The organism is Mammaliicoccus sciuri (assembly GCF_002901825.1).
Taxonomy (GTDB): domain Bacteria; phylum Bacillota; class Bacilli; order Staphylococcales; family Staphylococcaceae; genus Mammaliicoccus; species Mammaliicoccus sciuri.
In genome coordinates this window covers 14,463-38,837 of record NZ_PPQD01000026.1, presented here as the reverse complement: position 1 = coordinate 38,837, position 24,375 = coordinate 14,463, and the positions used below count along the sequence as shown (strand labels likewise).

Here is a 24,375-nt window from a genome sequence, read left to right as displayed (position 1 = left end):
GAGGGATTGTACATGTCATTAATTAAAAAGCAAGACGAAGAACTTTTCAAAGCAATGGAAAAAGAGTTTGATAGACAAAATAATAATATCGAACTTATAGCATCAGAGAACTTTGTTTCTGAAACAGTAATGGAAGCACAAGGTTCTGTATTAACTAACAAATATGCAGAAGGTTACCCAGGTCGTCGTTATTATGGTGGCTGTGAATACGTTGATATCGTTGAAGATTTAGCACGCGATAGAGCTAAACAACTTTTCGGTGGAGAACACGTAAATGTACAACCTCATTCAGGATCACAAGCAAATATGGCTGTATATTTTGTAGCTTTAGAACCGGGTGATACTGTACTTGGAATGAACTTAAGTCATGGTGGACATTTAACTCATGGAGCAAAAGTTAACTTCAGTGGTAAGTTATATAACTTTGTAGAGTATGGTGTTTCTGAAGAAAATGAACAAATTGACTATGAAGAAATCTTGAGAGTTGCAAAAGAAGCGCAACCTAAATTAATCGTAGCAGGTGCTTCAGCTTATCCAAGACAAATTGATTTTAAGAAATTCAAAGAAATAGCAGATGAAGTTGGCGCTAAATTAATGGTTGATATGGCTCATATCGCTGGTTTAGTAGCAGCAGGTTTACATCAGAACCCTGTTGATTATGCTGACTTTGTAACAACGACAACACACAAAACATTAAGAGGACCAAGAGGCGGCATGATTTTCTGTAAAGAAGAATATGCTAAAGAAATTGATAAAACAATTTTCCCTGGTATTCAAGGTGGTCCATTAATGCATGTTATCGCTGGTAAGGCAGTTTCATTTGGTGAAGCATTACAACCAGAATTTAAGGAATATCAAAAACAAGTAATTAAGAATGCTCAGAAATTAGCAGCAACTCTAGAAGACGAAGGTTTAAGAATTGTATCAGGCGGTACTGATAATCATCTTATCTGTGTAGATGTTAAAGGTTCTCTAGGCATTACTGGTAAATTAGCTGAGAATGCTTTAGATGAAGTTGGTATTACATGTAACAAGAACACAATTCCATTTGATCAAGAAAAACCTTTCGTAACAAGTGGTATTCGTTTAGGTACACCAGCAGTAACATCTCGCGGATTTGATGAGGAAGCAGTTGAAGAAGTAGGTAGAATTATAGCACTTGTGCTTAAAAATCCAGAAGATGAACAAACATTAAAAGAGGCACATGAACGCGTATTGTCACTAACTTCTAAGTTTCCACTTTACAACAAATAAATATTTATTGGAGGCTAGACTTATGGGTAAAGTACACGTTTTTGATCATCCATTAATTCAGCATAAGTTGAGTTATATTCGTGATCGTAAAACTGGCACTAAAGAGTTTAGAGAGCTTGTCGATGAAGTCGGTATGCTTATGGCGTATGAAGTTACGAGAGATTTTGAAACACAAGATGTTGAAATCGAAACACCCGTAACTAAGATGAACGCTCAAAGATTATCTGGTAAGAAATTAGCACTTATTCCTATTTTACGTGCTGGCCTTGGAATGACAGATGGTATTATGAAACTCGTTCCAGCTGCTAGAGTAGGGCATGTAGGGTTATATCGTGATCCAGAAACTTTAGAAGCGGTAGAATATTTTGTGAAATTACCACAAGATATTGAAGAAAGAGAAATTATTGTAGTAGATCCTATGCTTGCTACAGGTGCATCAGCAATCGAAGCGATTCAATCATTAAAGAATCGTGGAGCAAATAAAATACGTTTTATGGGCTTAATTGCTGCACCTGAAGGGGTTAAAGCATTACAAGAAGCACATGAAGACGTAGATATTTATATTGCTGCATTAGACGAAAAATTAGATGACCATGCATACATTACACCTGGTTTAGGTGATGCAGGTGATCGATTATTTGGCACTAAATAGATAATAGGAGGATTTTATTACAATGAAGAAAATTATGACGATATTTGGTACGCGACCTGAAGCTATTAAAATGGCACCTTTAGTTTTAGAATTAAAAAATGATCCGGAGTTACAACCAATTGTTGTTGTAACAGCACAACATAGAGAAATGCTAGACTCAGTTCTAGAAACATTTGATATTACACCGGATTATGATTTAAATATTATGAAACAAGGGCAAACACTTTCAGAAGTAACATCAAGAGTATTAGGTGGACTTGAAAGTGTTATTCAAGAAGCTAAGCCAGATATGATATTGGTACATGGAGATACAACTACTACTTTTGCAGGCAGTTTAGCAGCATTCTACAATGAAGTTGCAATTGGCCATGTAGAAGCAGGGTTAAGAACTTGGAATAAATATTCTCCATTCCCAGAAGAAATGAATCGACAAATGACGGGGGTCCTTGCTGATTTACACTTCTCACCAACTGATCAGTCTAAACATAATTTACTTCAGGAAAATAAAAAAGACGAATCTATTGTTGTGACAGGTAATACAGCTATAGATGCGTTATCAACTACTGTAACTGACGATTATGAAAGTGAAATTATTAAACGTCACGAAGGTAAACGCATCGTGCTATTAACTGCGCATAGACGTGAAAACATTGGTAAACCGATGGAGAACATTTTTAAAGCTGTGAGACAAATTGTTGAGGAGCATGAAGATGTTGTTGTCGTATATCCAATGCACAAAAATCCTAAGGTTAGAGAAATTGCTAACCAAATATTGAGTGATCATGACCGTATAGAATTGATCGAACCTTTAGAAGTCATAGATTTCCATAACTTTGCAGCTAATTCTCACTTGATCTTAACAGATTCAGGTGGTGTTCAAGAGGAAGCACCTTCATTAGGTAAACCAGTACTTGTCTTAAGAGATACGACTGAGAGACCTGAAGGCGTTGAAGCTGGAACATTGAAACTTGTAGGTGTAGAAGAAGAGAATATCTATAACGAAACTAGAGCGTTACTAAATGATCAATCATTATATGAAAAAATGAGTATCGCTCAAAACCCTTATGGGGATGGTCTCGCTTCTAAGAGAATATGTGAAAATATTAAATATTATTTTGATATTCTGAAAGAAGCACCGGAACCATTTAGAACAAAATAATTAAAGTGGTGGTTTGTGTCAATTCTGTGACAAAAAAATGACAAAAATTTGTTTTCTATTTTTGTCATAGCATTGACACTATAAGTCCACTATATTATCATGAAAATTGTGTGATGAAACGGTTTTCAAAGATATGCCACTTATCTAAGGAGTTTCAGCTGAATGTTTGATATAAAGGGCTTTTTCAAGTCTTATTTACAGTATTTTATTTTCTTTATTATTATTCTAGTTGTAGTGTATTTCTTCTTGAAACATGAGTTCGTTTTAGGACTTATTATTGGAACAATAGCATCAGCTGTTAACTTGTTTTCATGGGAAGTTTACCTCAATCGAGCTAAAAATGCTGAATCATTACAATTATCAACAGGAAACTGGGTCAGATATCTTGTGACAATCGTTGCTTGCTGTTTTTGGCTTAAATATCCACTAATCGTTGATATTATCGGGATTTTATTTGGTTTGATGATAGCATATGTATTAATTATGTTTAAATCACTGAAAAGTCTCGATTAAATAATTAAAATTGTGAAAAGAGGTGAAGATATGGAACACGAATCACCTATGTGGTCCATCAATTTGGGAGGATTTGATTTAGTTTTCAATCTTTCAAGTATGTTAATGTTGTTAGTTTCTGCAGTTATCGTCTTTGTAATAGCTGTTGTCTGTACTAGGAATCTAAAAATTAGACCTACTGGTAAACAGAACTTTATTGAATGGGTATTTGACTTTGTAAAAGGTATTATCCAAAGCAATATGGCATGGAAAGACGGAGGAAGATTTCACTTCTTGGCGGTTACACTTATATTCTTCATATTTGTATCAAATATGTTAGGTTTACCGTTCTCAATTGTTGTAGGACATACATTATGGTGGAAATCACCTACAGCAGATCCAACAGTTACATTAACGTTAGCAACATTGATGGTTCTTTTAACACATTACTATGGTGTTAAAATGCGTGGTACTGGCGCGTACTTGAAATCATTTGTACAACCAGTAGCATTTATGGTGCCATTCAAAATTGTTGAAGAATTTGCTTCAACATTAACGCTTGGTCTACGTTTATACGGTAATATATTCGCAGGTGAAGTATTACTTGGATTATTAGCAACATTAGCAGCTGGAGGCGTTTTAGGCGCGTTCGGAGCAGTTTTACCAGCGATAGTATGGCAAGGATTCTCAATATTCATTGGTTCAATTCAGGCTTACATATTCGTAATGTTATCAATGGTTTATATGTCCCATAAAGTGGCAGACGATCATTAATATATAATTTAAAAAAACAATTAATATTTTTATTTCTAGGAGGAAAATTATAATGAGTTTAGGTGTATTAGCAGCAGCAATCGCGATTGGTTTAGCAGCATTAGGAGCAGGTATCGGTAACGGTCTTATCGTATCAAGAACAGTAGAAGGTGTTGCACGTCAACCAGAAGCACGTGGTCCATTAATGACAATAATGTTTATCGGTGTTGGTTTAGTTGAAGCCCTTCCTATCATTGCAGTAGTAGTAGCATTCATGGTAATGAATCGATAAGCTAAAATATTTTTAGAACAGGCGGAGTCTATCTAAAAAGGATTTCGCCATTCATTTATGAGATGTTATTCATCTTTAATTGCAGTGAAAGGAGTGTAGTTGGCAGTGGATCAAAACGTATTAGTTTTAGGAGCAGCAGGTGGCGGTGTCGAATGGGGAACAGTCTTATTTACATTGATCACATTTATTATCCTGCTTGCCTTATTAAAAAAGTTTGCTTGGGGACCATTAAAATCAATTATGGATGAGCGTGAGAACGCTATTAATAAAGATATAGATGATGCTCATGAAGCAAAAGTAAACGCTAAGAAATTAGAAGAAGAAAATAGAAATCTATTAAGAAAAACTCAAGAAGAAGTACAAACAATTCTTGATGATGCTAAACATCAAGCTAAAGTACAACAAGAGCAAATTATTAATGATGCAAATGTTAAAGCAAATGGCTTAGTACAATCAGCTCAAGCAGAAATTCAACAAGAGAAACAAAGAGCTATTGCAGATATTAATAATAGAGTATCAGAACTTTCTGTATTAATTGCTTCTAAAGTAATCAATAAAGAAATCTCTGAACAAGATCAAAAAGACCTTGTTGAAAAATACATTAAAGAGGCAGGGGATAAATAATGGCGAATATTAGTCAGAAATATGCCCAAGCCTTATATGATGTAGCTGAAGCGCAAGATTTAACAGACAGCGTCTTAGATGAACTTACTCAAGTAGCAGAAAGTGTTAAAGAACAAATTAGTGATTTAAAAGCTATTGATAACAATCCTAAATTAGCAAAAAACGACAGACAACAATTTGTTGACAATGTATTTAAAGGTGCTTCTAAACCTTTGTTAAACACATTATACCTACTTGCTAATAACAGTAAATTGTCACTAATTCCAGAAATTCATAAAGATTTTAGCAAAATATACAATCAGGTACATAGCCAAGATTTAATGAAAGTTGAATCTGTGTATCCATTATCTAATGAAGAATTAGACGAAATTGGTAAAGCATTTATCAAAAGAACAGGTTTGAAAAAACTTATTTTAGAAAATCAAGTTAATGATTCATTAATTGGTGGTATTCGTGTTTCCATAGGTACAAAAGTATACGATGGTTCCATTCAGAATGACTTAAATCAATTAGCAAAATCATTTCAACAAATGAAATAATATTAAGGAGTGACATAGATGGCCATTAAAGCTGAAGAAATCAGTGCTTTATTACGCTCTCAAATTGAAAACTATGAGTCAGAAATGTCAGTTACCGATGTTGGTACAGTTATCCAAGTCGGCGATGGTATTGCATTAGCTCATGGCTTAAATGACGTTATGGCTGGCGAACTATTAGAGTTCCATACTGGCGTTTTAGGGTTAGCACAAAACTTAGAAGAAAATAATGTAGGTATCGTAATTTTAGGACCTGCAGAAGGTATTAAAGAAGGCGACGAAGTTAAAAGAACTGGTCGCATTATGGAAGTACCTGTAGGGGAAGAATTAATTGGTCGTGTTGTAAATCCATTAGGTCAACCATTGGATGGACAAGGTCCAATCAATACATCTAAGACTCGTCCTGTAGAATCACCTGCAACAGGTGTTATGGATCGTAAATCAGTTGATGAACCATTACAAACTGGTATTAAAGCGATTGATGCATTAGTACCTATTGGACGTGGACAACGTGAGTTAATCATCGGTGACCGTCAAACTGGTAAAACAACAGTTGCGATTGATACAATTCTTAACCAAAAAGACGAAGATATGATTTGTATCTACGTTGCGATTGGTCAAAAAGAATCAACTGTTCGTACAGCGGTAGAAACTTTACGTAGACATGGTGCTTTAGATTATACAATCGTTGTATCTGCATCAGCAGCTCAACCAGCGCCATTATTATACATTGCACCTTATGCGGGTGTAAGTATGGCAGAAGAATTCATGTTTAATGGTAAACATGTATTAATCGTTTATGATGATTTAACAAAACAAGCAGCAGCTTACCGTGAGTTATCATTATTACTTCGTCGTCCGCCAGGTCGTGAAGCTTACCCAGGTGACGTATTCTACTTACACAGTCGTTTATTAGAACGTGCTGCTAAATTAAATGATGACTTAGGTGGCGGTTCTATTACTGCATTACCATTTGTTGAAACTCAAGCAGGGGATATCTCAGCATACGTTCCAACAAACGTTATCTCAATTACTGACGGACAAATATTCTTACAATCAGATTTATTCTTCTCTGGTGTAAGACCTGCAATCAACGCTGGTTTATCTGTATCACGTGTTGGTGGTTCAGCTCAAATTAAAGCGATGAAAAAAGTAGCAGGTACTTTACGTCTAGATTTAGCATCATACCGTGAGTTAGAATCATTCGCTCAATTTGGTTCAGATTTAGACCAAGCTACGAAAGCTAAATTAGAACGTGGTAAACGTACAGTAGAAGTACTTAAACAAGATCAAAACAAACCATTGACTGTAGATCGTCAAGTTGTTATTTTATATGCTTTAACTAAAGGTCATTTAGATGATATTCCAGTTGAAGATATTACGCGATTCGAAGATGAATTCTTAAATTGGATTGATGCAAATGCAAGCGATCTATTTAAAGAAATTCGTGAAACAAAACAATTACCATCTGATGATAAATTTGTTTCAGCAATCGATGCATTCAAAAAAGTATTTAATAAATCTCATGTAGAGTAATATTAAGCTTTAAATAAAAGGTGGTGAAATTGTGGCTTCACTAAGAGAAATCAAAGGTAGAATTACTTCTACTCAAAAGACTAGTCAAATTACAAAAGCGATGAATATGGTTTCAAACTCTAAATTGCGTAAAGCAGAGGAGAATACGAAAGCATTTCAACCTTATATGGATAAGATTCAAGATGCTGTTACAGCTATTGCGTCTAAGAGTACAGATGTTAATCATCCAATGCTTAAAACAAGACCTGTAAAACGTTCTGGTTACTTAGTTATTACTTGTGATAAAGGACTTGCAGGACCATATAGTGCTAACATTTTGAAAAATGTCGTTAATGATATTAAAGAAAAACATAACAACAATAGTGACGAATACGGCATTATTGTTGTCGGACGTGTAGGCCGAGACTTCTTCAAAGCTAGAGGTTATAACATTATTGAAGAGTATGTAGGTTTACCTGACCAACCAACATTTAAAAATGTACAAGCTTTAACTGAAAAAGCTGTAGACTTGTTTAATGAAGAATTTTATGATGAGTTAACAATTTACTACAGTCATTTCGTTAGTGTGCTTGAACAGCAAGTGAAATCTAAAAAAATCTTACCATTATCTGATGAAGATACTGGAAAAGGTTCAAGTATGATGGCTGGTTATGAATTTGAACCAGATAAAGAAACGATTTTAAAAGTTATCTTACCGCAGTATGCGATTAGTTTAATATATGGTGCATTACTAGATGGAAAAGCTAGTGAACATGCTTCAAGAATGACAGCTATGAAGAATGCGACAGATAACGCTTCAGAATTAATTGATGATTTATCATTACAATATAACAGAGCTCGTCAAGCTGCAATTACTCAACAAATTACTGAGATTGTAGGCGGAGCAGCTGCACTCGAATAATGATTAGGAGGAATTTACATGGGATTAGGCCGAGTAACGCAAATTACAGGGCCAGTTATTGATGTACGCTTCCCACACGGTGAATTGCCAGAACTTAATAATGCTTTAACACTTAAAGTTGAACGTCCAGATGGATCAAGCTTTGATTTAGCATTAGAAGTTGCATTACACCTTGGTGATGATGTTGTACGTTCTATAGCAATGGCATCAACTGATGGTGTTAAACGTGGACAAGAAGTTACTGATACAGGAAGACCTATTTCAGTACCTGTTGGTGATGCTACATTAGGTCGTGTTTTCAATGTATTAGGCGAAAAAATTGATTTAGGTGAAGAAATTGATGATAGCGTTCGTCGTGATCCAATTCACCGTTTAGCACCTAAATTCGAAGATTTATCTACTAAAGTAGAAATTCTTGAAACTGGTATTAAAGTAGTAGACTTATTAGCACCTTACATTAAAGGTGGTAAAATCGGTTTATTCGGTGGTGCCGGAGTAGGTAAAACAGTACTTATTCAAGAATTAATCAATAACATCGCACAAGAACATGGTGGTATTTCAGTATTCGCAGGTGTAGGTGAACGTACACGTGAAGGAAATGACTTATACTATGAAATGAGCGATTCAGGTGTTATTAAGAAAACAGCGATGGTATTCGGTCAAATGAACGAGCCACCTGGTGCGCGTGCTAGAGTTGCACTTTCTGGTTTAACAATGGCAGAATATTTCCGTGATGAACAAGGACAAGACGTGTTATTGTTCATCGATAACATCTTCCGTTTTACACAAGCAGGTTCAGAGGTATCAGCATTATTAGGCCGTATGCCATCTGCCGTTGGTTACCAACCAACACTTGCTACTGAAATGGGACAATTACAAGAACGTATTACATCTACAAATAAAGGATCAGTTACATCTATCCAAGCAGTATTCGTACCTGCCGATGACTATACTGACCCAGCGCCAGCAACAGCTTTCGCTCACTTAGATGCTACTACTAACTTGGAACGTAAATTAACGGAAATGGGTATTTATCCAGCCGTTGACCCATTAGCTTCAACATCACGTGCCTTAACTCCAGAAATTGTTGGAGATGAACACTATGATGTTGCGCGTCGTGTACAACAAACATTACAAAAATATAGAGAGTTACAAGATATCATTGCCATACTTGGTATGGATGAATTATCTGATGAAGATAAGAAAACAGTTGAACGTGCTCGTCGTATTCAATTCTTCTTATCTCAAAACTTCCATGTAGCTGAACAATTTACTGGTCAAAAAGGTTCATACGTACCAGTTAGTCAAACTGTACAAGATTTCAAAGCTATTCTAGAAGGACAATATGACCATATCCCAGAAGATGCTTTCCGTTTAGTCGGTGGTATTGAAGCAGTTCTTGAAAATGCTAAAAACATGGGTGTAGAGGTCTAATAATAATTAGGAGGAATGGAAAATGAATACATTTACCTTAGATGTTGTCACTCCTAATGGATCTGTTTACTCAGCAAAAGAAGTAGAACTTGTTGTTTTACATACTGAAACTGGTGAAATGGGTGTAATGGCTGGACATATTCCAACTGTTGCAGCTTTGAAAACAGGATACGTTAAAGTAAACAAAGCAAGTGGTACGGAGTATTTAGCTGTTTCCGAAGGATTTGTTGAAGTAAGAACTAATAAAGTTACAGTTCTAGTTCAAGCGGCTGAAACTGCCGATGAAATAGATAAAGACCGTGCGATTAATTCTAAAGAACGTGCTGAAGAACGATTGAAAATGAATCGTGATGAAGTAGACTTTAGACGTGCTGAACGTGCACTTCATCGTGCAATTAATCGAATTGAAGTGGCTAAATTTAGATAAAATAAAAGAGTCTGGGACATAATGTAATGTCTCAGACTCTTTTAATATCTTGGCAGTAGATGTCTGAATTGAAAATGCGCTTGTACCAAGCTTTTTCAACTCTAGTCATCCTTGCCGGGGCGGGACGACGAAATGTTTTTATCTAAATAGATTTCTGTCCCACTCCCTTATATTTTTAGAAGGAGTTGTTAATATGGAATATTATGGTCAATTAGGTATTATCGGACTTTTACTACATGTCATTTGTGTATGCTTGGCATTCTGGGCACTCCAAGGCGTACGATTAGAACAAATTTTTAAGAAAAATCATATTGCGCAAGCACAAACATTTCTTATCATTTTATCTATACTATTAGGTACGGCTGTAAGTCGTTTTATTTTAGATATACTCCAATATTCGCTACAATTAAGATTGCTATTCTAATAATAAGAAAAAATTACATAAATATATGAAAAAAGAACAAAAAAGTAGTATAATATTTTGGTGATGTTTATGAATCAAGAAAAATGTGTATTAAATAAATATATACATTTGTAAAATAAATAAAAGTGAAGTTTTTTGGAGGATAATTATATGGATAAAATCGTCGTGAAAGGCGGAGCAAGTCTTAATGGCACAGTTGTAGTCGAAGGGGCAAAAAACGCAGTATTACCAATATTAACAGCTACACTTTTACCAAGTGTTGGTCAAAGTGTATTGACGAATGTACCTAAATTAAGTGATGTAGATACAATTAACACAGTACTTACGCATTTAAATGCATATATAGAATATGATGCAGATCATAACACTGTAAAAATAGATGCATCAAATACACTAAAAATCGAAGCTCCATATGAATATGTAAGTAAGATGAGAGCAAGTATCTTAGTTATGGGTCCTTTATTAGCTAGAGAAGGTCATGCTAGAGTCGCTTTACCTGGTGGTTGCGCAATTGGTTCAAGACCGATTGAGCAACATTTAAAAGGATTTGAAGCTTTAGGTGCAGAAATTGAACTACATAACGGATTTATTGAAGCAACAACACCTAATGGCTTAAAAGGAGCTAAAATTTATTTAGATTTCCCAAGTGTAGGCGCTACTCAAAATATTATGATGGCAGCAGTACTTGCAGAAGGAAAAACTGAAATTCAAAACGTTGCAAGAGAACCAGAAATTGTAGATTTAGCTAACTATCTAAATGAAATGGGTGCACAAGTACACGGTGCTGGCACAGATACAATTAGAATTACTGGTGTTAATCAATTACACGGTGCAGAACATGCTATTATTCCAGATAGAATTGAAGCTGGTACATTTATGATTGCAGCAGCGATTACTAGAGGAAATGTCAATGTTATTGGTGCAATTAGAGAACATATGACAAGCTTAGTGTCTAAATTAGAAGAAGCTGGTGTTCAAATTACTGATATCGAAGATGGATTAAATATTCAAGTACCTGGTGAAATTAAAGCAATTGATGTTAAAACAATGCCACATCCAGGATTCCCTACAGACATGCAATCTCAAATAATGGCTTTATTATTAACAGCAAATGGTACGAGTAAAGTAACTGAAACAGTATTTGAAAATAGATTTATGCATGTAGAAGAATTCAAACGTATGAATGCAGATATTTTTATTAACGGTAGAAGTGCAATGATTACTGGTAACAGTAAATTACAAGGTGCAGATGTAAAAGCTACAGACTTAAGAGCAGGTGCATCATTGATTCTTGCTGGACTTGTGTCTGATGGATATACAAACGTAACAGAACTTAAACATTTAGATAGAGGTTATGTTGATTTTCATGGTAAACTTAAAGCATTAGGTGCAGACGTTGAACGCATCAATGATAATGGCAAGTTAAACGATAAAGCGAGGGTTTAGTATGGCTGAAACACAATCATCAAGATCTGACGATAAAAAAAGAAAGTCAACTTATCAATCTGTTAAAGAGAAACTTCAAAGAAATAGAGTAGAAACAATTCAAGGAGTGGAAGTAGAGCATCGTGTCATTCCATTATGGATTAAATTACTTATATTATTAGTATTAATGATTTTATTATTTATTGTTGGAACTATGATTGGATACGGTATACTTCATAATCCATTTGGGGTGTTTAATCCCGAAACTTGGCAACACATCTTTGATTTAACTGGAAGGAGCTCATAATGGAAACTATTTATGACTTTAACGAAATTAAAAAAATTATACCTCACCGTTACCCATTTTTATTATTAGATAGAATAGTAGAATTAGAAGACGGTAAACGTTGTGTAGGTATTAAACAAGTAGCAGGTAACGAACCATTTTTCCAAGGACATTTTCCTGATTATGCCGTAATGCCAGGCGTATTAATCGTAGAAGCATTAGCACAAACAGGTGCAGTTGCAATGTTACGCTTAGAAGAAAACCAAGGTAAACTAGCAATGTTTGCAGGAATTGATAAATGTCGATTCAAAAAACAAGTTACACCAGGTGACACTTTAAGACTTGAAGTAGAAATAAACAAAATAAAAGGTCCAATCGGAAAAGGAACAGCAAAAGCAACAGTAGATGGAGAAGTTGCATGTAGTTGTGAAATTAGCTTTGCTATTGTAGATCAATAAATAAAAAAGAGAAAACAGGCAGCTGTTTTCTCTTTTTTCTGCTTATATATGGAATTTGATTTTGTTAGGGACAGAATTCTGAGAAATGTCCGTAAGAAGTGTCGCTAGGGACAGAATTCCTAGAAATGTCCGTAAGAGGCGTTGTTAGGGACAGAATTCCGGAAAATGTCCGTAAGAGGTATTGTTAGGGACAGAATTCTGAGAAATGTCCGTAAGAGGTATTGTTAGGGACAGAATTCTGAGAAATGTCCGTAAGAAGTGTCGTTAGGGACAGAATTCCGGAAAATGTCCGTAAGAGGTGCTGTTAGGGACAGAATTCCTAGAAATGTCCGTAAATGAGCGCCCACCTAACTACCAGAATTCGGAATAATGGCAGTAAAACACCTAAATATCCATGTAATAAAAAATCTAGGACCACAAACTGTCCTAGAATTTTATTTATATATTGCTTTTTTCGTCTTTTAATTTCGGTTTAGATTGCATCAATCTATTAAATGAAGTTTTAAGCTCATCTCCTGATAAGCCTTCATCTATGAGTTGCTCTAGTAATCGTTCTGCATATACTTGTCGTAATGTATAGATATGACATTCAAATACGACTGATATTTTATCTTCTAGTTGTTCTATGTATTTTATGGTTGCATCAAATAATGCTGGGTCGTTTGAAGGTCTAGTTATTACAACACGTGTATCAAGTAAGGTTTGGTTATCGTGATATTCTTTCATTTGTTCATAATGGATATCTGAAATTAAGATCTCTAGTAGCCATCCTGTACCACTATTTTCTTTATTAATAATGATACCATCTAATAATTCATATTCTGTAATTTGTTCATCGTCTACAATTTGAAAGCGTACGGCTTTAAATGTTTTCATAAACATCCCCCTTATCGTTAAATCTACGAATGTTTAACTTTGTTATCTATTATAAAGCACTTTTGCATGAAATAACAATAATCATAAAATAAAGTGAAGAATAAGTGTTTATTTTATGATTTATCGGACTTTGACTGAAAAAATTGACTCATTATATTATAAGTATAAGGAGGTGAGAATATGTTAAATAAATCTGTATTAGTTGGACGTTTAACTAAGGACCCTGCATATTATAAGAAAGGTGAAATCATCATTTCTACATTTTGTTTAGCTGTTGAACGTGGATATAAGACTAAAGATGGCACGATTGCTGTTGATTTTATTGTATGTAAAGCATTTGGTAAACTTGCAAATAATATTCATGAGTATACAAAGAAAGGACAACTTGTTGCATTAACTGGACAAATTCAATCAAGAGCATATGTTAAAGATGATAAGAAACATTATATAACAGAAATTATTTGTGAAACGATCAAATTCTTAAATATGCCTGCATCAAGTAAATCAACGATTCCTCAAACGAAAGATGAAATGAGTGAATTAATTAGTGAAAGTGCTGAAAGTTATGCTAGTGACCTTTCATCTAAAGTAGCAAAAGAAAAATTACGAGCTGAAGCATTAGCAAAAGAGAATGGTGCAAACAATTTAGATGATAAGTTATATAAAGATTATCATAATGTCGTTGACGTTATTGATGAAGCTAAACAACAAGCCCCTGATCCGAATGCAACAAAAGTAACAACCTCATAGCATTAAACTTCAATAAAACTGTTTATAGAAATACTTCCGAAAATAAATATTCTTGATTCTAAATTCCGAGACTTGCTGTCTTGCTGTAGGGCAGCAAGTATACATAATTACAAGTAATTGTTTAAAAAATTACATGAATATGACAAATTGTCTGATAATTAATTTTGTTCAATCTTTATAAATGGCTTTGTTTAGGTATTTTGTTCATTAATATTCAGAATATTGTCTGAAAATTAACGTAATCTAACTGTAATATTAGCTGTAATTTTTTCATATACCTGTAACCTATGACATAAAAATAAGTGGTATAGTTTAAACAGTAAAAATCATATAAAAAGTGAAAACCTTACAGGAGGAAACATTCAATCATGAAAAAATTATTAGCAGTTTCAACTGCGGCAGTTGCAGTTACTACAGGGGTAACAGCTACAGCCGATGCAGCAACACATACAGTAAAATCTGGTGATACTTTAGGTAGTATTTCACAACAATACGGTACTTCAGTAAGTGCTATCAAAGCAGAAAATGGTTTAAAATCTAACTTAATCTTCCCTAACCAAGTAATCAAGGTTAACGAGAAAAGTTCAGAATCAACTACAGAATACACTGTAGTATCAGGAGATACTTTAGGTAAAATTGCATCTAAATACGATGTAACTGTATCTCAATTAAAAGCATGGAACAACTTATCTTCAGATCTAATCATTGTTGGACAAACTTTATCATTACAAGCTCCAGCTCAATCAGTTGAGCCAGCTAAAGCGCCTGTAGCACAACAAGCGCCAGTTCAACAAACACAAGAACAAGTTGCAGCTCCAGCTCAACAACAAAGCTACCAAGCGCCTGTTCAATCATACAAAGCGCCAGCTCAACAAACATATAAAGCGCCAGCTCAACAATCATACCAAGCACCAGCTCAAAAAGTTAGAACTACTCAAACTTCAACAGCTAGCACTGGTGGATCTACTAAAGCTCAATTCTTAGCTGCTGGTGGTTCAGAAGCTATGTGGAATGCGATTGTATTACCAGAATCAAGTGGTAATCCAAATGCAGTAAGTCCAAATGGTTACCAAGGTCTTGGTCAAACTAAAGAATCTTGGGGTACTGGATCAGTAGCTACACAAACTCAAGGTATGTTAAACTACGCTAAAAACCGTTACGGTTCAGAATCAGCTGCTATTGCTTTCCGTCAAGCTAACGGATGGTGGTAAGCCATACACTTTAATCTAAAGTGGTTATAAATTAATTAATCCAATCGTCTAGGAAATATCCTAGGCGATTTTTTAATTTGACCACAATACGTCTATTTGATAATCTTAAGTAAACTGAATATATGAGTGACTGCTAGGGGCGCCATTTGGCTGAGATGATTAAATTCAGTCCCTTAACACCTGATTTGGATAATGCCAACGTAGGAAAGTGGTCGATGAACGTTTTTACAACTATTAATTGACCTCTTTCTTATGAAAGAGGTCATTTTTTATGAAGTTATGAATAATAGAATTATAAATATAAATTTGAGGTGGATTACAATGAAAAAACCGAATATAGCATTAACAATTGCTGGAACGGACCCAAGTGGTGGAGCGGGTATTATGGCGGACTTAAAATCATTTCATGCATCAGGCGTTTATGGAATGGCTGTTGCTACAAGTATCGTTTCACAAAATAGTTTAGGTGTACAAGATGTTTACCATTTACCTGTTGAAGTTATTGAAAGCCAATTAAAAAGTGTCTTTGATGATGAAGTGCCACATGCTATAAAAACAGGCATGATTGCATCAGAAGAAATGATGCAAACGATTAAACCATTTATTGAACAATCTGGAAAGCCGTATGTTATTGACCCAGTAATGGTTGCTAAAAGTGGTGATGCGCTAATGGATGATGAAGGGAAAGGGAAACTTAAAGAAATATTACTACCATTAGCTACAGTTGTTACACCTAATATTCCAGAAGCAGAAGATATTACTGGATTTAAAATTCAAACTGAAGAAGAAATTAATAAAGCTGGTGCATTTTTCTTAAATGAAATTGGATCTAAAGGTGTTGTTATAAAAGGTGGACATCTGGACGGGGATGCAATCGACTATTTATTTACTGAGAATGGCGTGAAAAGCTGGAAAAGTGAAAGATTTAGTACGAAACATACACATGGAACAGGTTGTACATTTAGTGCAGTGATAACAGCAGAGTTAGCTAAAGGTCATTCAATTGAGGAAGCGGTAGAAGTAGCTAAACGATTTATTACGTTAGCTATTCAATATACACCTGAAATAGGCAAAGGTAGAGGTCCAGTGAACCACTTTGCATACCAAAAGATAGAGGGATTAGATTATGAGTAAATTAACAAATATTAGAGAAAATAGTCCATTAATCGTATGTTATACAAATGATGTCGTTAAAAACTTTACAGCTAATGGTTTAATTTCATTAGGCGCAAGCCCCGCAATGAGTGAAGAACCTGAAGAAGCAGAAGAATTTTCAAAAGCAGCAGGAGCATTTCTTCTTAATATAGGGACGATTACGACTGATAAAGCTTATGATATGAAGAAATATGCTGAAATTATGCATGGAAATGGTGTTCCAGTAGTTCTTGATCCCGTAGCAGTTGGTGCATCACAATTAAGAAAGACTTTTTGTACGACGTTATTAAATGATGAAGTTGTCGATATTATTAGAGGTAATGCATCAGAAATTTTAGCACTTATTGAAGAAGACACAATTATGAAAGGTACGGATAGTGATGATACGCTTGATGCAATTAAAATTGCGAAAAAAGCGCATCAGCAATTAAAGTTACCGATTATCATAACTGGAAAAGTTGATGTCATTGCTTGTAATAACAAAATTATAGAATTGCACAATGGTAGTGAGATGTTAACGAAAGTAACTGGTGGAGGTTGTTTATTAGGTGGCGTAATAGCTGCATTCTTATCTCATGAAAAAACAATTACTATTGATGTATTAGAAGAAGCATTAGCAACATACAATATAGCAAGTGAGTTGGCATATCAACAACCTGGTGCACATTTACCTGGTACATTCCAAATTTCATTTATAGATCAACTTAATGTAATAACTGAAGAACTTGTTAATGAGAAAAAAATCGTGAAAGTAGTGAACTAAATGTTTGATCCAAAAACTTTGAAAGTATATTTTATAGCAGGTAGTCAAGATATTGCTGATGGTAATCTAATAAGTGTTGTTGAAGAAGCTTTAAAAGCAGGCATCACGATGTTTCAGTTTCGTGAAAAAGGTGAGAAGAGTAAAAAAGGATCAGAAAAAGAAGCACTTGCGCAATCATTATTTGAGTTGTGTAAACAATATCAAGTTCCATTTATCGTCAATGATGATGTAGATTTAGCAATTAAATTAAATGCAGATGGTATTCATGTTGGACAAGATGACCGAAATGTATCTGAGTTTAAAGATAAGTTTAAAGATAAAATAATTGGCTTGAGTGTTGCAAATAAAATTGAATATGATCACTCTGATATATCTGAAGTCGATTATATTGGAACGGGACCTATACATTCTACAAATTCTAAAGCTGATGCAGGAGATGAAGGTGGATATCAAATGATTGAGAAGGTGAGAAAAATCAATCAAGATATTCCTATCGTTGCAATCGGTGGTATAACTGAAGTTGATGTGCAACCGCTCATTAAAGCGGGCGCAAATGGCGTAAGTGTTATTTCTGCTATAGCGAAAAGTCAAAATATTGAACAAACTGTGAAGGGCTTTCATAAACAGTATAAAAATATTTGATAAAATTAATATATTGATTTATGTTGTCGCTATTCTATGATAGAATGAGTTTTATGTGAGTATATCAATAGAGGTGGAAAAATGAAGAAAAAAGCTTTATGGCCATTATTATTTGGTGTAATGGTTGTGCTAGCTGGTTGTGATTATTCTAAACCTGAGAATAGGGATGGATTCTTTTATAATACATTCGTAAAACCGATGGATAGTGTTATTCATTGGCTTGGTACAAATTTGAATCACGATTATGGTCTAGCTATTATCGTTATAACATTAATTGTTCGTTTTGCGTTATTCCCATTTATGATGAAGACGTATAAGAATCAAAAGTTAATGCGTGAAAAAATGAAACTTGCTAAACCTGAAATGGAAGCAATTCAAGAAAAAGTTAAGCGTGCTCGTACTCAAGAAGAAAAAATGGCAGCCAATCAAGAAATGATGGCATTATACAAAAAACATGGTATTAATCCAATGAACATGGGTTGTTTACCAATCGTTATACAAATGCCAATCGTCATGGGATTATTCTATGTATTAAAATATCCTACTGAAGGCGGAATTACAGAATATCCGAATTTCTTATGGTTTAATTTAACTGAACCTGATTTAATTATTACAATCATTGCAGGTATCATTTATGCATTACAAGCATTTGTTTCTATGAAGTATGCAAATGTTCCAGATGAACAGAAAAATATGATGAGAATGATGATGTTTATTTCTCCAATTATGATTATTTGGATGTCATACATTTCAGCATCTGCATTAGGTTTATACTGGGCAGTCGGTGGTGCATTCTTAGTTGTTCAAACATGGTTAGGTAACGTCTTCTATAACAACAAAGTAGAAGAAGAAATGAAACCAATCATTGAAGCACATGAGAAAAATCAACAAGAAGCTAACAAAGAGAAGAAACCAGCTAAACTCGTATCTAATAAGAAGAAAAAGAAATAAAATCAAAAAAACAAACTAATCATCGTGATTAGTTTGTTTTTTTAGTTATATCCCATTCTTTATAAAATTGTTTTAAAAAGTTCTCCATAAATAAGTGGCGTTCTTCAGCGATTTGTTTGCCCCGTTTAGTATTCATTAAATCCTTTAATAATAATAATTTCTCGTAAAAATGATTAATTGCCGTATTCGGTTCATTATGATATTGATCCTCTTGTAAATCATTTAAATTGCGTGGTTGTTGAGTGGAGATATGCATAGGCTCTTTAAAATGACCAGCATATTGAAATGTTCTTGCTATTCCTATAGCGCCAATCGCATCAATTCGATCTGCATCTTGGACGATCTTTCCTGCTAAGCTTGTAAGTTTACCTTCATTTTTACCACCATTATAACTAATATACTTTAGAATATGGATAATCTCTGTTTGAATAGATTCGCTTATCTCCATGTCTTTCATCCATTGATAAAGTTGTTGCCAAGCTGTGTTGCCATCTTTAAATAATTTCTTATCGACAGCATCGTGTAGTAAACTTGCTAATTCAACTACAAACAAATCCACTTCCTCAAACTGAGCAATATCTAGAGCATGATGTCTAACTCTTAAAATATGCTCAAAGTCATGTCCGGTCGTATCGTTTTTGTGTAATGTGCTAACATATGATTCTGCTTCTTTAATAATTTGTTCTTTATTCATATCTTTCTCCTTAAAAAAACAGGTAGAAAAGTTTGAACAATCGTCTCTTCTACCCGCTAAGTATTTACAATAATGGTGATAGCAATCGTGCTATACCTTCTTTTAATTTAATCCACGTGCTTCTGTTTTCATATCTTTCAACTGTTAATAATGATGAATGTGTCATATCATTCTCATAAGCTAAGCGTGAATTTTTAGCGATTTCACCGTCGTAAATAAAGGCATTAACTTCGAAATTTAATACAAAGCTTCTATTATCCATGTTTGCTGTACCAATACTTACAACTTCATCGTCTATGGCTACCATCTTAGTGTGTATAAAGCCTTTTTCATAAATATGAACATTGACGCCAGCTTTTATTAATTCGCCGACATTGGCAAATGTTGCCCAATAAACAAATGGGTGATCGGGCTTATTAGGAATCATCACATTAACATCTACTCCGGAAAGGGCAGCTATCTTAATGGCGTCTAAAAATGATAAATCTGGAATGAAATAAGGTGTTTGTATGTAAATATGTTTTTTAGCTTCTGATATCATTTTTAAATACCCATATTTGATTTGTTCCCAATCTTCATCAGGACCACTTGAAGCAATTTGAATACCAACTTTTCCGCCAGATTCAACATCAGGGAAGTATTTAGATTCATAGCGCATCTTGTCACGTGTAGATTGAGAGTTCCAGTCCAACATAAACCTAAGCTGTAACGCATTGACTGAGTCACCTTCTAATCTTAAGTGCGTATCTCGCCAATAACCAAATTTTTTATCTAAACCTAAATATTCATCTCCGACATTAAAGCCACCTACGTAACCAACTTTTCCATCAATAACAACAATCTTTCTATGGTTACGGTTGTTCATTCTAAAGTTAATGAGTGGGAGTTTAGAAGGGAAGAAACTTGCAACTTCTCCACCTTGTGCTCTAAATTTCTTGAATGAAGATAAATTTAATTTACGAGATCCCATGTCATCATATAACATTTTAACTTCTAAACCTTCTTGAAGTTTCTTTTCAAGTTCAAATAAGATCTTTTTACCTAAGTTATCCTTTTTAAAGATATAATATTGAATATGGATATATGACTCAGCTTTTCTAATATCTTCAATAAGTGCATCGAATTTATCATGTCCATCTGTAAACATTTCAACTTTGTTGTCAGTTGTTAAGAAGGCTGAGTTATTGTAAAGCAACATATGAATAAGATGCTTATAATTAGATATCTCAGGCTTATCAATTTCGAAATTATTTTCATCAATTGCTTTGATTTGCTCATTAATGATGTGTTCAAGACCTATTTTATCTTGTTCATCTAAGTTGAAAATACTCTTTCTTTGAATTTGTCTCCCAAATAGTAGGTAAAGTATAAATCCTAATATTGGAACAAATAAAAGCACTAACAACCAAGCCCAAATCGCACCAGCTTCTCTTGGTTCTAAGAATATGATAATAAATCCAAACACAACATTCAGAATAAATGCTGTAATAAGTAGCACTGATACTATGATGGAAAAATCAAATGAAAAATATGAGAAGTAGTTCATACCAATGCCTCCGTTTCTTTATCTTTAAACTAGTATAATACATTTAAATTAAAATTGAAAAGGTTGTATTTGACCCTTCTAAAACATATGCATATAATGATTATGAAAAGGCATCAATTAAAATATCATTTAAATATATAGGAGTGTTATAAATGAAAGAACAAATTATTAATGTTGAAGGTATGTCTTGTGGGCATTGCAAACAAGCAGTTGAGGAATCAGTTGGTCAATTAATCGGTGTTAAAGAAGTTGTAGCTAGTCCTGATGATAATCAAGTACGTGTCGTTTATGAAGATCCTGCTAGTATCGATAATATCGAAAATGCTATTTTCGATGCTGGATATGAAGTTGTTTAAGAAATCATTCATATAATTATTATAAAAAAATAACAAATTAAACAAAAAAATAACAATATAGGCCGAATGAACTATAGTCAAACTACTTAATTTAGAGTAGAATGAACTTAAGGTAATTAAATTGAATAAGAGGTGGTACCCATGAATCAACCTAAGTCAAAGGTAAAGAATGTGGTCAAACTTTTATCATCATTAGGCGTAAACATAACAGAAACTAAGTCACGAATAGAAATAATGCGTAGTTTGCCGAATGTCGCAACTAACAAGTTGAAATAAATAGGTGAACTAAAAAACCGCATCCTCGATTTGAGGATGCGGTTTTTTTATATGTCGGCTTTTTGACCAGATTCTGTGAATTTATCTTTTTCGTGGTAATAGATGGATAGTAATATACCGACACCTGCCATTAATGACCATAAAGCTGACCCACCATAACTTATAAATGGTAATGGGATACCCGTGATAGGTAGCAGTTGAATTGTCATACCGATATTTTGTACAACGTGGAATAGTACGAATGATAAATATCCGATTATAAATACAACATTAAACGGATGACGTGTCGTAGTAGCCATTCTAATTAAGTGTATGAATAAAGCTAAGAAAATAATTAGTACTGCCATCGTTCCGATAAATCCAAATTCTTCACCAATGATTGAAAATATAAAATCGGTATGGTTCTCAGGAATATAAACTTCACCGTTATTTAAGCCTTTACCAAATATTTGACCAGAACCAATTGCTTTTAAAGATTCTGTTAAATGGTATCCATCGCCTGAGCTGTATGCATAAGGATCTAGCCAGGAATTAATACGTCCTAATTGATACGTCTTAATACCCGAAACTTTCTCAATAACACTTGGTTTAAAAATCATTAATAAAATGATACTTGAACCAAGTCCGAATAATGCGATGAATGCTGGTGCGAGTATTCTCCATGTTACGCCAGAAACAACAACGATACCAAGTATAATCGCAATTAATACAAGTGTTGTTCCTAAATCATTTTGCAAAAGTATTAATAACATTGGTACTAAAGAAGTTAAACCAATTTTTAGTAATAAATTAAAGTCTCTTGATAATGATTTATTGTAAGTAAATCTATTATGTTGATAGATAACATTAGATAGCGCAATAATTAAAATGATTTTCATAAACTCAGATGGTTGGATACTGATAGGTCCCAGTCTGTACCAACTTTTAGCACCATTAATAATAGGTGTAAAGCTAGATTCAGGTAGAATTAATAGTCCAACTAATGATAAGTTTCCAATTATGTATATAATCCAAACATATTTTCTTAGTGTCTTTGGAGATATGAACATTAAGGCAACGGCTAAAATAAAACCAAGCACATAGTACAAGACTTGTTTAAGTAAAAAGTTTGTTTCATATTGTCCGCCAGACATTGCAGAATTGATTATTAAACAACTCGTTCCAAATAGGATAAGAATAATCGTGATTAATCGCCAATCTATTCTTTCTAGAAACGATTTATTTAATGTACGAGTAGAAGTTTCCATTAAAAGACTCCTTTAATTAACACTAAATTTCATAATTTTTATTATAACTTGATTGTACATAAAGTGATACAATTTTGCTATTCAGAAAAGCGTTATTTTTAAAATAGTCATGTTGATACGTGCAACAATAGCTAAAAACATGATAAAATATAGGCTAATAATCTACTTGGAGGCTTATATATGTCTAAAAAAAATATTTGCATTATATATGGTGGGAAAAGTGCAGAGCACGATGTATCAATTTTAACGGCTCAAAATGTGATCAATGCAGTTGATCTATCTAAATACATAATTGATATCATTTATATTACAAATGATGGGGATTGGATTAAAAGCGACCAATCTATTGATGGAAAAGTCGAAGATGTTGAACAATTAAAATTAACAAGTGAAACATTAACACCAATATCTAAATTATTAGAAGCGAGTAATGATGGAAACGCATATAGTGCAGTATTTCCTTTATTACACGGCCCTAACGGAGAAGACGGTACAATTCAAGGCTTATTTGAAGTATTGGATATTCCTTATGTTGGTAATGGTGTGCTTGCAGCATCAAGTTCAATGGATAAATTAGTTATGAAACATTTATTCGCTCACAGAGGATTACCTCAATTACCATATGTAAGTTTCTTAAAAAGTGAATACGAGAAATATGAACGTAATATAGTGGAGCTTATTCAAAATAAACTTGAATATCCTGTTTTCGTTAAACCAGCAAATTTAGGATCAAGTGTTGGTATTAGTAAATGTACGAATAAAGAAGAATTAATTTCTGGTATTGAAGAAGCATTTCAATTTGACCGTAAACTTGTTATCGAACAAGGTGTTGATGCAAGAGAAATTGAAGTAGCTGTATTAGGTAATGATTATCCAGAAACAACTTTACCAGGTGAAGTTGTTAAAGATGTACAATTTTATGATTATAAATCTAAATATAAAGATGGCAAAGTTAAACTTCAAATACCTGCTGATGTAGATGAAGAAACAGCAACAACTTTAAGAAATATGGCTATTGAAGCTTTTAAAGCAACAGATTGTTCTGGATTAGTAAGAGCAGACTTCTTCTTAACAGAAGACAATACAATTTATATTAACGAAACAAATGCAATGCCAGGATTTACTCAATACAGCATGTATCCATTATTATGGGAGAACATGAACTTAAGCTATACAGAACTTATAACTAAGTTAATTGAACTTGCTATTGAACGATACGATAACAAGAAGAATATCAAATATAAAATTGACTGAG

At 33.8% G+C, this 24,375-nt stretch carries 28 protein-coding genes, 1 pseudogene and 1 riboswitch; of the genes and pseudogenes, 25 read left to right on the top strand and 4 right to left on the bottom strand.

The annotated features are described in order from the left end of the window. The first annotated feature begins 12 nt into the window (after positions 1-12). From CD035_RS07420 to fabZ, 16 genes are all read left to right on the top strand, one after another. Positions 13-1,254 carry a serine hydroxymethyltransferase gene (locus CD035_RS07420; RefSeq protein WP_025904475.1) on the top strand — a complete coding sequence of 414 codons (1,242 nt, stop codon included), beginning with the start codon at positions 13-15 and terminating at the stop codon, positions 1,252-1,254. A 22-nt stretch (positions 1,255-1,276) separates the two neighbouring features. Continuing rightward, on the top strand, positions 1,277-1,906 hold the full coding sequence (upp, locus tag CD035_RS07415; RefSeq protein WP_025904476.1) for a uracil phosphoribosyltransferase: 630 nt from the start codon (positions 1,277-1,279) through the stop codon (positions 1,904-1,906). Between the two features lie 22 nt (positions 1,907-1,928). Beyond that, positions 1,929-3,065: a non-hydrolyzing UDP-N-acetylglucosamine 2-epimerase gene (wecB, locus tag CD035_RS07410; protein WP_048540917.1), complete on the top strand. Its 1,137-nt coding sequence runs from the start codon at positions 1,929-1,931 to the stop codon at positions 3,063-3,065. A gap of 162 nt (positions 3,066-3,227) precedes the next feature. Further along, entirely contained in the window at positions 3,228-3,578 is a 351-nt protein-coding gene (locus CD035_RS07405; RefSeq protein WP_025904478.1) for an ATP synthase subunit I, read from the top strand. 30 nt (positions 3,579-3,608) lie between these two features. Continuing rightward, a complete protein-coding gene (gene atpB, locus CD035_RS07400; RefSeq protein WP_025904479.1) occupies positions 3,609-4,331 on the top strand; it encodes a F0F1 ATP synthase subunit A in 723 nt (240 codons plus the stop codon). A gap of 52 nt (positions 4,332-4,383) precedes the next feature. Continuing rightward, positions 4,384-4,602 (top strand): F0F1 ATP synthase subunit C, encoded by a 219-nt coding sequence (atpE, locus tag CD035_RS07395; RefSeq protein WP_016998905.1) that lies wholly within the window; start codon positions 4,384-4,386, stop codon positions 4,600-4,602. A gap of 99 nt (positions 4,603-4,701) precedes the next feature. Next, complete coding sequence (locus CD035_RS07390) at positions 4,702-5,226, top strand: F0F1 ATP synthase subunit B (protein WP_048540915.1); 525 nt, start codon at positions 4,702-4,704, stop codon at positions 5,224-5,226. Beyond that, entirely contained in the window at positions 5,226-5,765 is a 540-nt protein-coding gene (locus CD035_RS07385) for a F0F1 ATP synthase subunit delta (protein WP_025904481.1), read from the top strand. Before CD035_RS07390 ends, CD035_RS07385 begins: the two co-directional genes overlap by 1 nt. Positions 5,766-5,783: 18 nt before the next feature. Beyond that, positions 5,784-7,298, top strand: a complete 1,515-nt coding sequence (atpA, locus tag CD035_RS07380; protein WP_025904482.1) for a F0F1 ATP synthase subunit alpha — start codon at positions 5,784-5,786, stop codon at positions 7,296-7,298. Positions 7,299-7,329: 31 nt separating this feature from the next. Then, positions 7,330-8,199, top strand: coding sequence for an ATP synthase F1 subunit gamma (atpG, locus tag CD035_RS07375; RefSeq protein ID WP_048540913.1), 870 nt, complete (start codon positions 7,330-7,332; stop codon positions 8,197-8,199). Between the two features lie 18 nt (positions 8,200-8,217). Beyond that, complete coding sequence (gene atpD / locus CD035_RS07370) at positions 8,218-9,633, top strand: F0F1 ATP synthase subunit beta (protein WP_048540911.1); 1,416 nt, start codon at positions 8,218-8,220, stop codon at positions 9,631-9,633. Between the two features lie 22 nt (positions 9,634-9,655). Next, a complete protein-coding gene (locus CD035_RS07365) occupies positions 9,656-10,060 on the top strand; it encodes a F0F1 ATP synthase subunit epsilon (protein ID WP_025904485.1) in 405 nt (134 codons plus the stop codon). A gap of 193 nt (positions 10,061-10,253) precedes the next feature. After that, on the top strand, positions 10,254-10,484 hold the full coding sequence (locus CD035_RS07360; protein WP_048540909.1) for a DUF1146 family protein: 231 nt from the start codon (positions 10,254-10,256) through the stop codon (positions 10,482-10,484). A gap of 150 nt (positions 10,485-10,634) precedes the next feature. Beyond that, positions 10,635-11,930: a UDP-N-acetylglucosamine 1-carboxyvinyltransferase gene (gene murA / locus CD035_RS07355; protein ID WP_048540907.1), complete on the top strand. Its 1,296-nt coding sequence runs from the start codon at positions 10,635-10,637 to the stop codon at positions 11,928-11,930. A gap of 1 nt (position 11,931) precedes the next feature. Continuing rightward, positions 11,932-12,216, top strand: coding sequence for a DNA-directed RNA polymerase subunit beta (locus tag CD035_RS07350; protein ID WP_053076874.1), 285 nt, complete (start codon positions 11,932-11,934; stop codon positions 12,214-12,216). Then, positions 12,216-12,653: a 3-hydroxyacyl-ACP dehydratase FabZ gene (gene fabZ / locus CD035_RS07345; RefSeq protein ID WP_025904489.1), complete on the top strand. Its 438-nt coding sequence runs from the start codon at positions 12,216-12,218 to the stop codon at positions 12,651-12,653. Before CD035_RS07350 ends, fabZ begins: the two co-directional genes overlap by 1 nt. A 438-nt stretch (positions 12,654-13,091) precedes the next feature. Here fabZ and CD035_RS07340 read toward each other — a convergent pair whose 3' ends face one another. Further along, a complete protein-coding gene (locus tag CD035_RS07340; protein ID WP_025904490.1) occupies positions 13,092-13,529 on the bottom strand; it encodes a YwpF-like family protein in 438 nt (145 codons plus the stop codon). A 180-nt stretch (positions 13,530-13,709) separates the two neighbouring features. Here CD035_RS07340 and CD035_RS07335 point away from each other — a divergent pair, with 180 nt between their 5' ends. From CD035_RS07335 to yidC, 6 genes and pseudogenes are all read left to right on the top strand, one after another. Next, entirely contained in the window at positions 13,710-14,279 is a 570-nt protein-coding gene (locus CD035_RS07335; RefSeq protein ID WP_048540904.1) for a single-stranded DNA-binding protein, read from the top strand. Positions 14,280-15,217: 938 nt separating this feature from the next. Next, positions 15,218-15,490 (top strand): annotated as a pseudogene (locus CD035_RS14235) (aggregation-promoting factor C-terminal-like domain-containing protein); the annotation flags it as partial. A gap of 125 nt (positions 15,491-15,615) precedes the next feature. After that, positions 15,616-15,714, top strand: a riboswitch (TPP riboswitch). Positions 15,715-15,811: 97 nt separating this feature from the next. Further along, complete coding sequence (gene thiD, locus CD035_RS07325) at positions 15,812-16,624, top strand: bifunctional hydroxymethylpyrimidine kinase/phosphomethylpyrimidine kinase (RefSeq protein ID WP_048540900.1); 813 nt, start codon at positions 15,812-15,814, stop codon at positions 16,622-16,624. Beyond that, positions 16,617-17,408 (top strand): hydroxyethylthiazole kinase, encoded by a 792-nt coding sequence (gene thiM, locus CD035_RS07320; protein WP_048540898.1) that lies wholly within the window; start codon positions 16,617-16,619, stop codon positions 17,406-17,408. Before thiD ends, thiM begins: the two co-directional genes overlap by 8 nt. Beyond that, complete coding sequence (thiE, locus tag CD035_RS07315) at positions 17,409-18,050, top strand: thiamine phosphate synthase (protein WP_048540896.1); 642 nt, start codon at positions 17,409-17,411, stop codon at positions 18,048-18,050. 81 nt (positions 18,051-18,131) lie between these two features. Further along, on the top strand, positions 18,132-19,001 hold the full coding sequence (gene yidC / locus CD035_RS07310; protein ID WP_048540893.1) for a membrane protein insertase YidC: 870 nt from the start codon (positions 18,132-18,134) through the stop codon (positions 18,999-19,001). 28 nt (positions 19,002-19,029) lie between these two features. On the opposite strand, the gene CD035_RS07305 is transcribed toward yidC, so the two are convergent. Both CD035_RS07305 and cls read right to left on the bottom strand, forming a co-directional pair. Further along, positions 19,030-19,695: an HD domain-containing protein gene (locus CD035_RS07305; protein ID WP_048540891.1), complete on the bottom strand. Its 666-nt coding sequence runs from the start codon at positions 19,693-19,695 to the stop codon at positions 19,030-19,032. Between the two features lie 64 nt (positions 19,696-19,759). Next, positions 19,760-21,241: a cardiolipin synthase gene (gene cls / locus CD035_RS07300; RefSeq protein WP_048540888.1), complete on the bottom strand. Its 1,482-nt coding sequence runs from the start codon at positions 21,239-21,241 to the stop codon at positions 19,760-19,762. A 152-nt stretch (positions 21,242-21,393) separates the two neighbouring features. Between cls and CD035_RS07295 the strand changes: the two genes are divergently transcribed. Next, positions 21,394-21,597 carry a copper ion binding protein gene (locus tag CD035_RS07295; protein WP_025904499.1) on the top strand — a complete coding sequence of 68 codons (204 nt, stop codon included), beginning with the start codon at positions 21,394-21,396 and terminating at the stop codon, positions 21,595-21,597. A 141-nt stretch (positions 21,598-21,738) separates the two neighbouring features. Continuing rightward, a complete protein-coding gene (locus tag CD035_RS14135) occupies positions 21,739-21,873 on the top strand; it encodes an Lmo0850 family protein (RefSeq protein ID WP_224658879.1) in 135 nt (44 codons plus the stop codon). A gap of 47 nt (positions 21,874-21,920) precedes the next feature. Here the strand turns inward: CD035_RS14135 and CD035_RS07290 are convergent, their stop codons facing one another. Next, entirely contained in the window at positions 21,921-23,120 is a 1,200-nt protein-coding gene (locus CD035_RS07290; RefSeq protein WP_048540886.1) for an FtsW/RodA/SpoVE family cell cycle protein, read from the bottom strand. A gap of 180 nt (positions 23,121-23,300) precedes the next feature. Between CD035_RS07290 and CD035_RS07285 the strand changes: the two genes are divergently transcribed. Then, a complete protein-coding gene (locus tag CD035_RS07285) occupies positions 23,301-24,374 on the top strand; it encodes a D-alanine--D-alanine ligase (RefSeq protein WP_048540884.1) in 1,074 nt (357 codons plus the stop codon). Position 24,375 lies beyond the last annotated feature (1 nt).

Excerpts from the sequence above, each read along its gene's own strand:
- CD035_RS07420 (WP_025904475.1), top strand. The coding sequence starts at position 13 with ATGTCATTAATTAAAAAGCAAGACGAAGAACTTTTCAAAGCAATGGAA.
- upp (WP_025904476.1), top strand. The coding sequence starts at position 1,277 with ATGGGTAAAGTACACGTTTTTGATCATCCATTAATTCAGCATAAGTTG.
- wecB (WP_048540917.1), top strand. The coding sequence starts at position 1,929 with ATGAAGAAAATTATGACGATATTTGGTACGCGACCTGAAGCTATTAAA.
- CD035_RS07405 (WP_025904478.1), top strand. The coding sequence starts at position 3,228 with ATGTTTGATATAAAGGGCTTTTTCAAGTCTTATTTACAGTATTTTATT.
- atpB (WP_025904479.1), top strand. The coding sequence starts at position 3,609 with ATGGAACACGAATCACCTATGTGGTCCATCAATTTGGGAGGATTTGAT.
- atpE (WP_016998905.1), top strand. The coding sequence starts at position 4,384 with ATGAGTTTAGGTGTATTAGCAGCAGCAATCGCGATTGGTTTAGCAGCA.
- CD035_RS07385 (WP_025904481.1), top strand. The coding sequence starts at position 5,226 with ATGGCGAATATTAGTCAGAAATATGCCCAAGCCTTATATGATGTAGCT.
- atpA (WP_025904482.1), top strand. The coding sequence starts at position 5,784 with ATGGCCATTAAAGCTGAAGAAATCAGTGCTTTATTACGCTCTCAAATT.
- atpD (WP_048540911.1), top strand. The coding sequence starts at position 8,218 with ATGGGATTAGGCCGAGTAACGCAAATTACAGGGCCAGTTATTGATGTA.
- CD035_RS07365 (WP_025904485.1), top strand. The coding sequence starts at position 9,656 with ATGAATACATTTACCTTAGATGTTGTCACTCCTAATGGATCTGTTTAC.
- CD035_RS07360 (WP_048540909.1), top strand. The coding sequence starts at position 10,254 with ATGGAATATTATGGTCAATTAGGTATTATCGGACTTTTACTACATGTC.
- murA (WP_048540907.1), top strand. The coding sequence starts at position 10,635 with ATGGATAAAATCGTCGTGAAAGGCGGAGCAAGTCTTAATGGCACAGTT.
- CD035_RS07350 (WP_053076874.1), top strand. The coding sequence starts at position 11,932 with ATGGCTGAAACACAATCATCAAGATCTGACGATAAAAAAAGAAAGTCA.
- fabZ (WP_025904489.1), top strand. The coding sequence starts at position 12,216 with ATGGAAACTATTTATGACTTTAACGAAATTAAAAAAATTATACCTCAC.
- CD035_RS07340 (WP_025904490.1), bottom strand. The coding sequence starts at position 13,529 with ATGAAAACATTTAAAGCCGTACGCTTTCAAATTGTAGACGATGAACAA.
- CD035_RS07335 (WP_048540904.1), top strand. The coding sequence starts at position 13,710 with ATGTTAAATAAATCTGTATTAGTTGGACGTTTAACTAAGGACCCTGCA.
- thiD (WP_048540900.1), top strand. The coding sequence starts at position 15,812 with ATGAAAAAACCGAATATAGCATTAACAATTGCTGGAACGGACCCAAGT.
- thiM (WP_048540898.1), top strand. The coding sequence starts at position 16,617 with ATGAGTAAATTAACAAATATTAGAGAAAATAGTCCATTAATCGTATGT.
- thiE (WP_048540896.1), top strand. The coding sequence starts at position 17,409 with ATGTTTGATCCAAAAACTTTGAAAGTATATTTTATAGCAGGTAGTCAA.
- yidC (WP_048540893.1), top strand. The coding sequence starts at position 18,132 with ATGAAGAAAAAAGCTTTATGGCCATTATTATTTGGTGTAATGGTTGTG.
- CD035_RS07305 (WP_048540891.1), bottom strand. The coding sequence starts at position 19,695 with ATGAATAAAGAACAAATTATTAAAGAAGCAGAATCATATGTTAGCACA.
- cls (WP_048540888.1), bottom strand. The coding sequence starts at position 21,241 with ATGAACTACTTCTCATATTTTTCATTTGATTTTTCCATCATAGTATCA.
- CD035_RS07295 (WP_025904499.1), top strand. The coding sequence starts at position 21,394 with ATGAAAGAACAAATTATTAATGTTGAAGGTATGTCTTGTGGGCATTGC.
- CD035_RS14135 (WP_224658879.1), top strand. The coding sequence starts at position 21,739 with ATGAATCAACCTAAGTCAAAGGTAAAGAATGTGGTCAAACTTTTATCA.
- CD035_RS07290 (WP_048540886.1), bottom strand. The coding sequence starts at position 23,120 with ATGGAAACTTCTACTCGTACATTAAATAAATCGTTTCTAGAAAGAATA.
- CD035_RS07285 (WP_048540884.1), top strand. The coding sequence starts at position 23,301 with ATGTCTAAAAAAAATATTTGCATTATATATGGTGGGAAAAGTGCAGAG.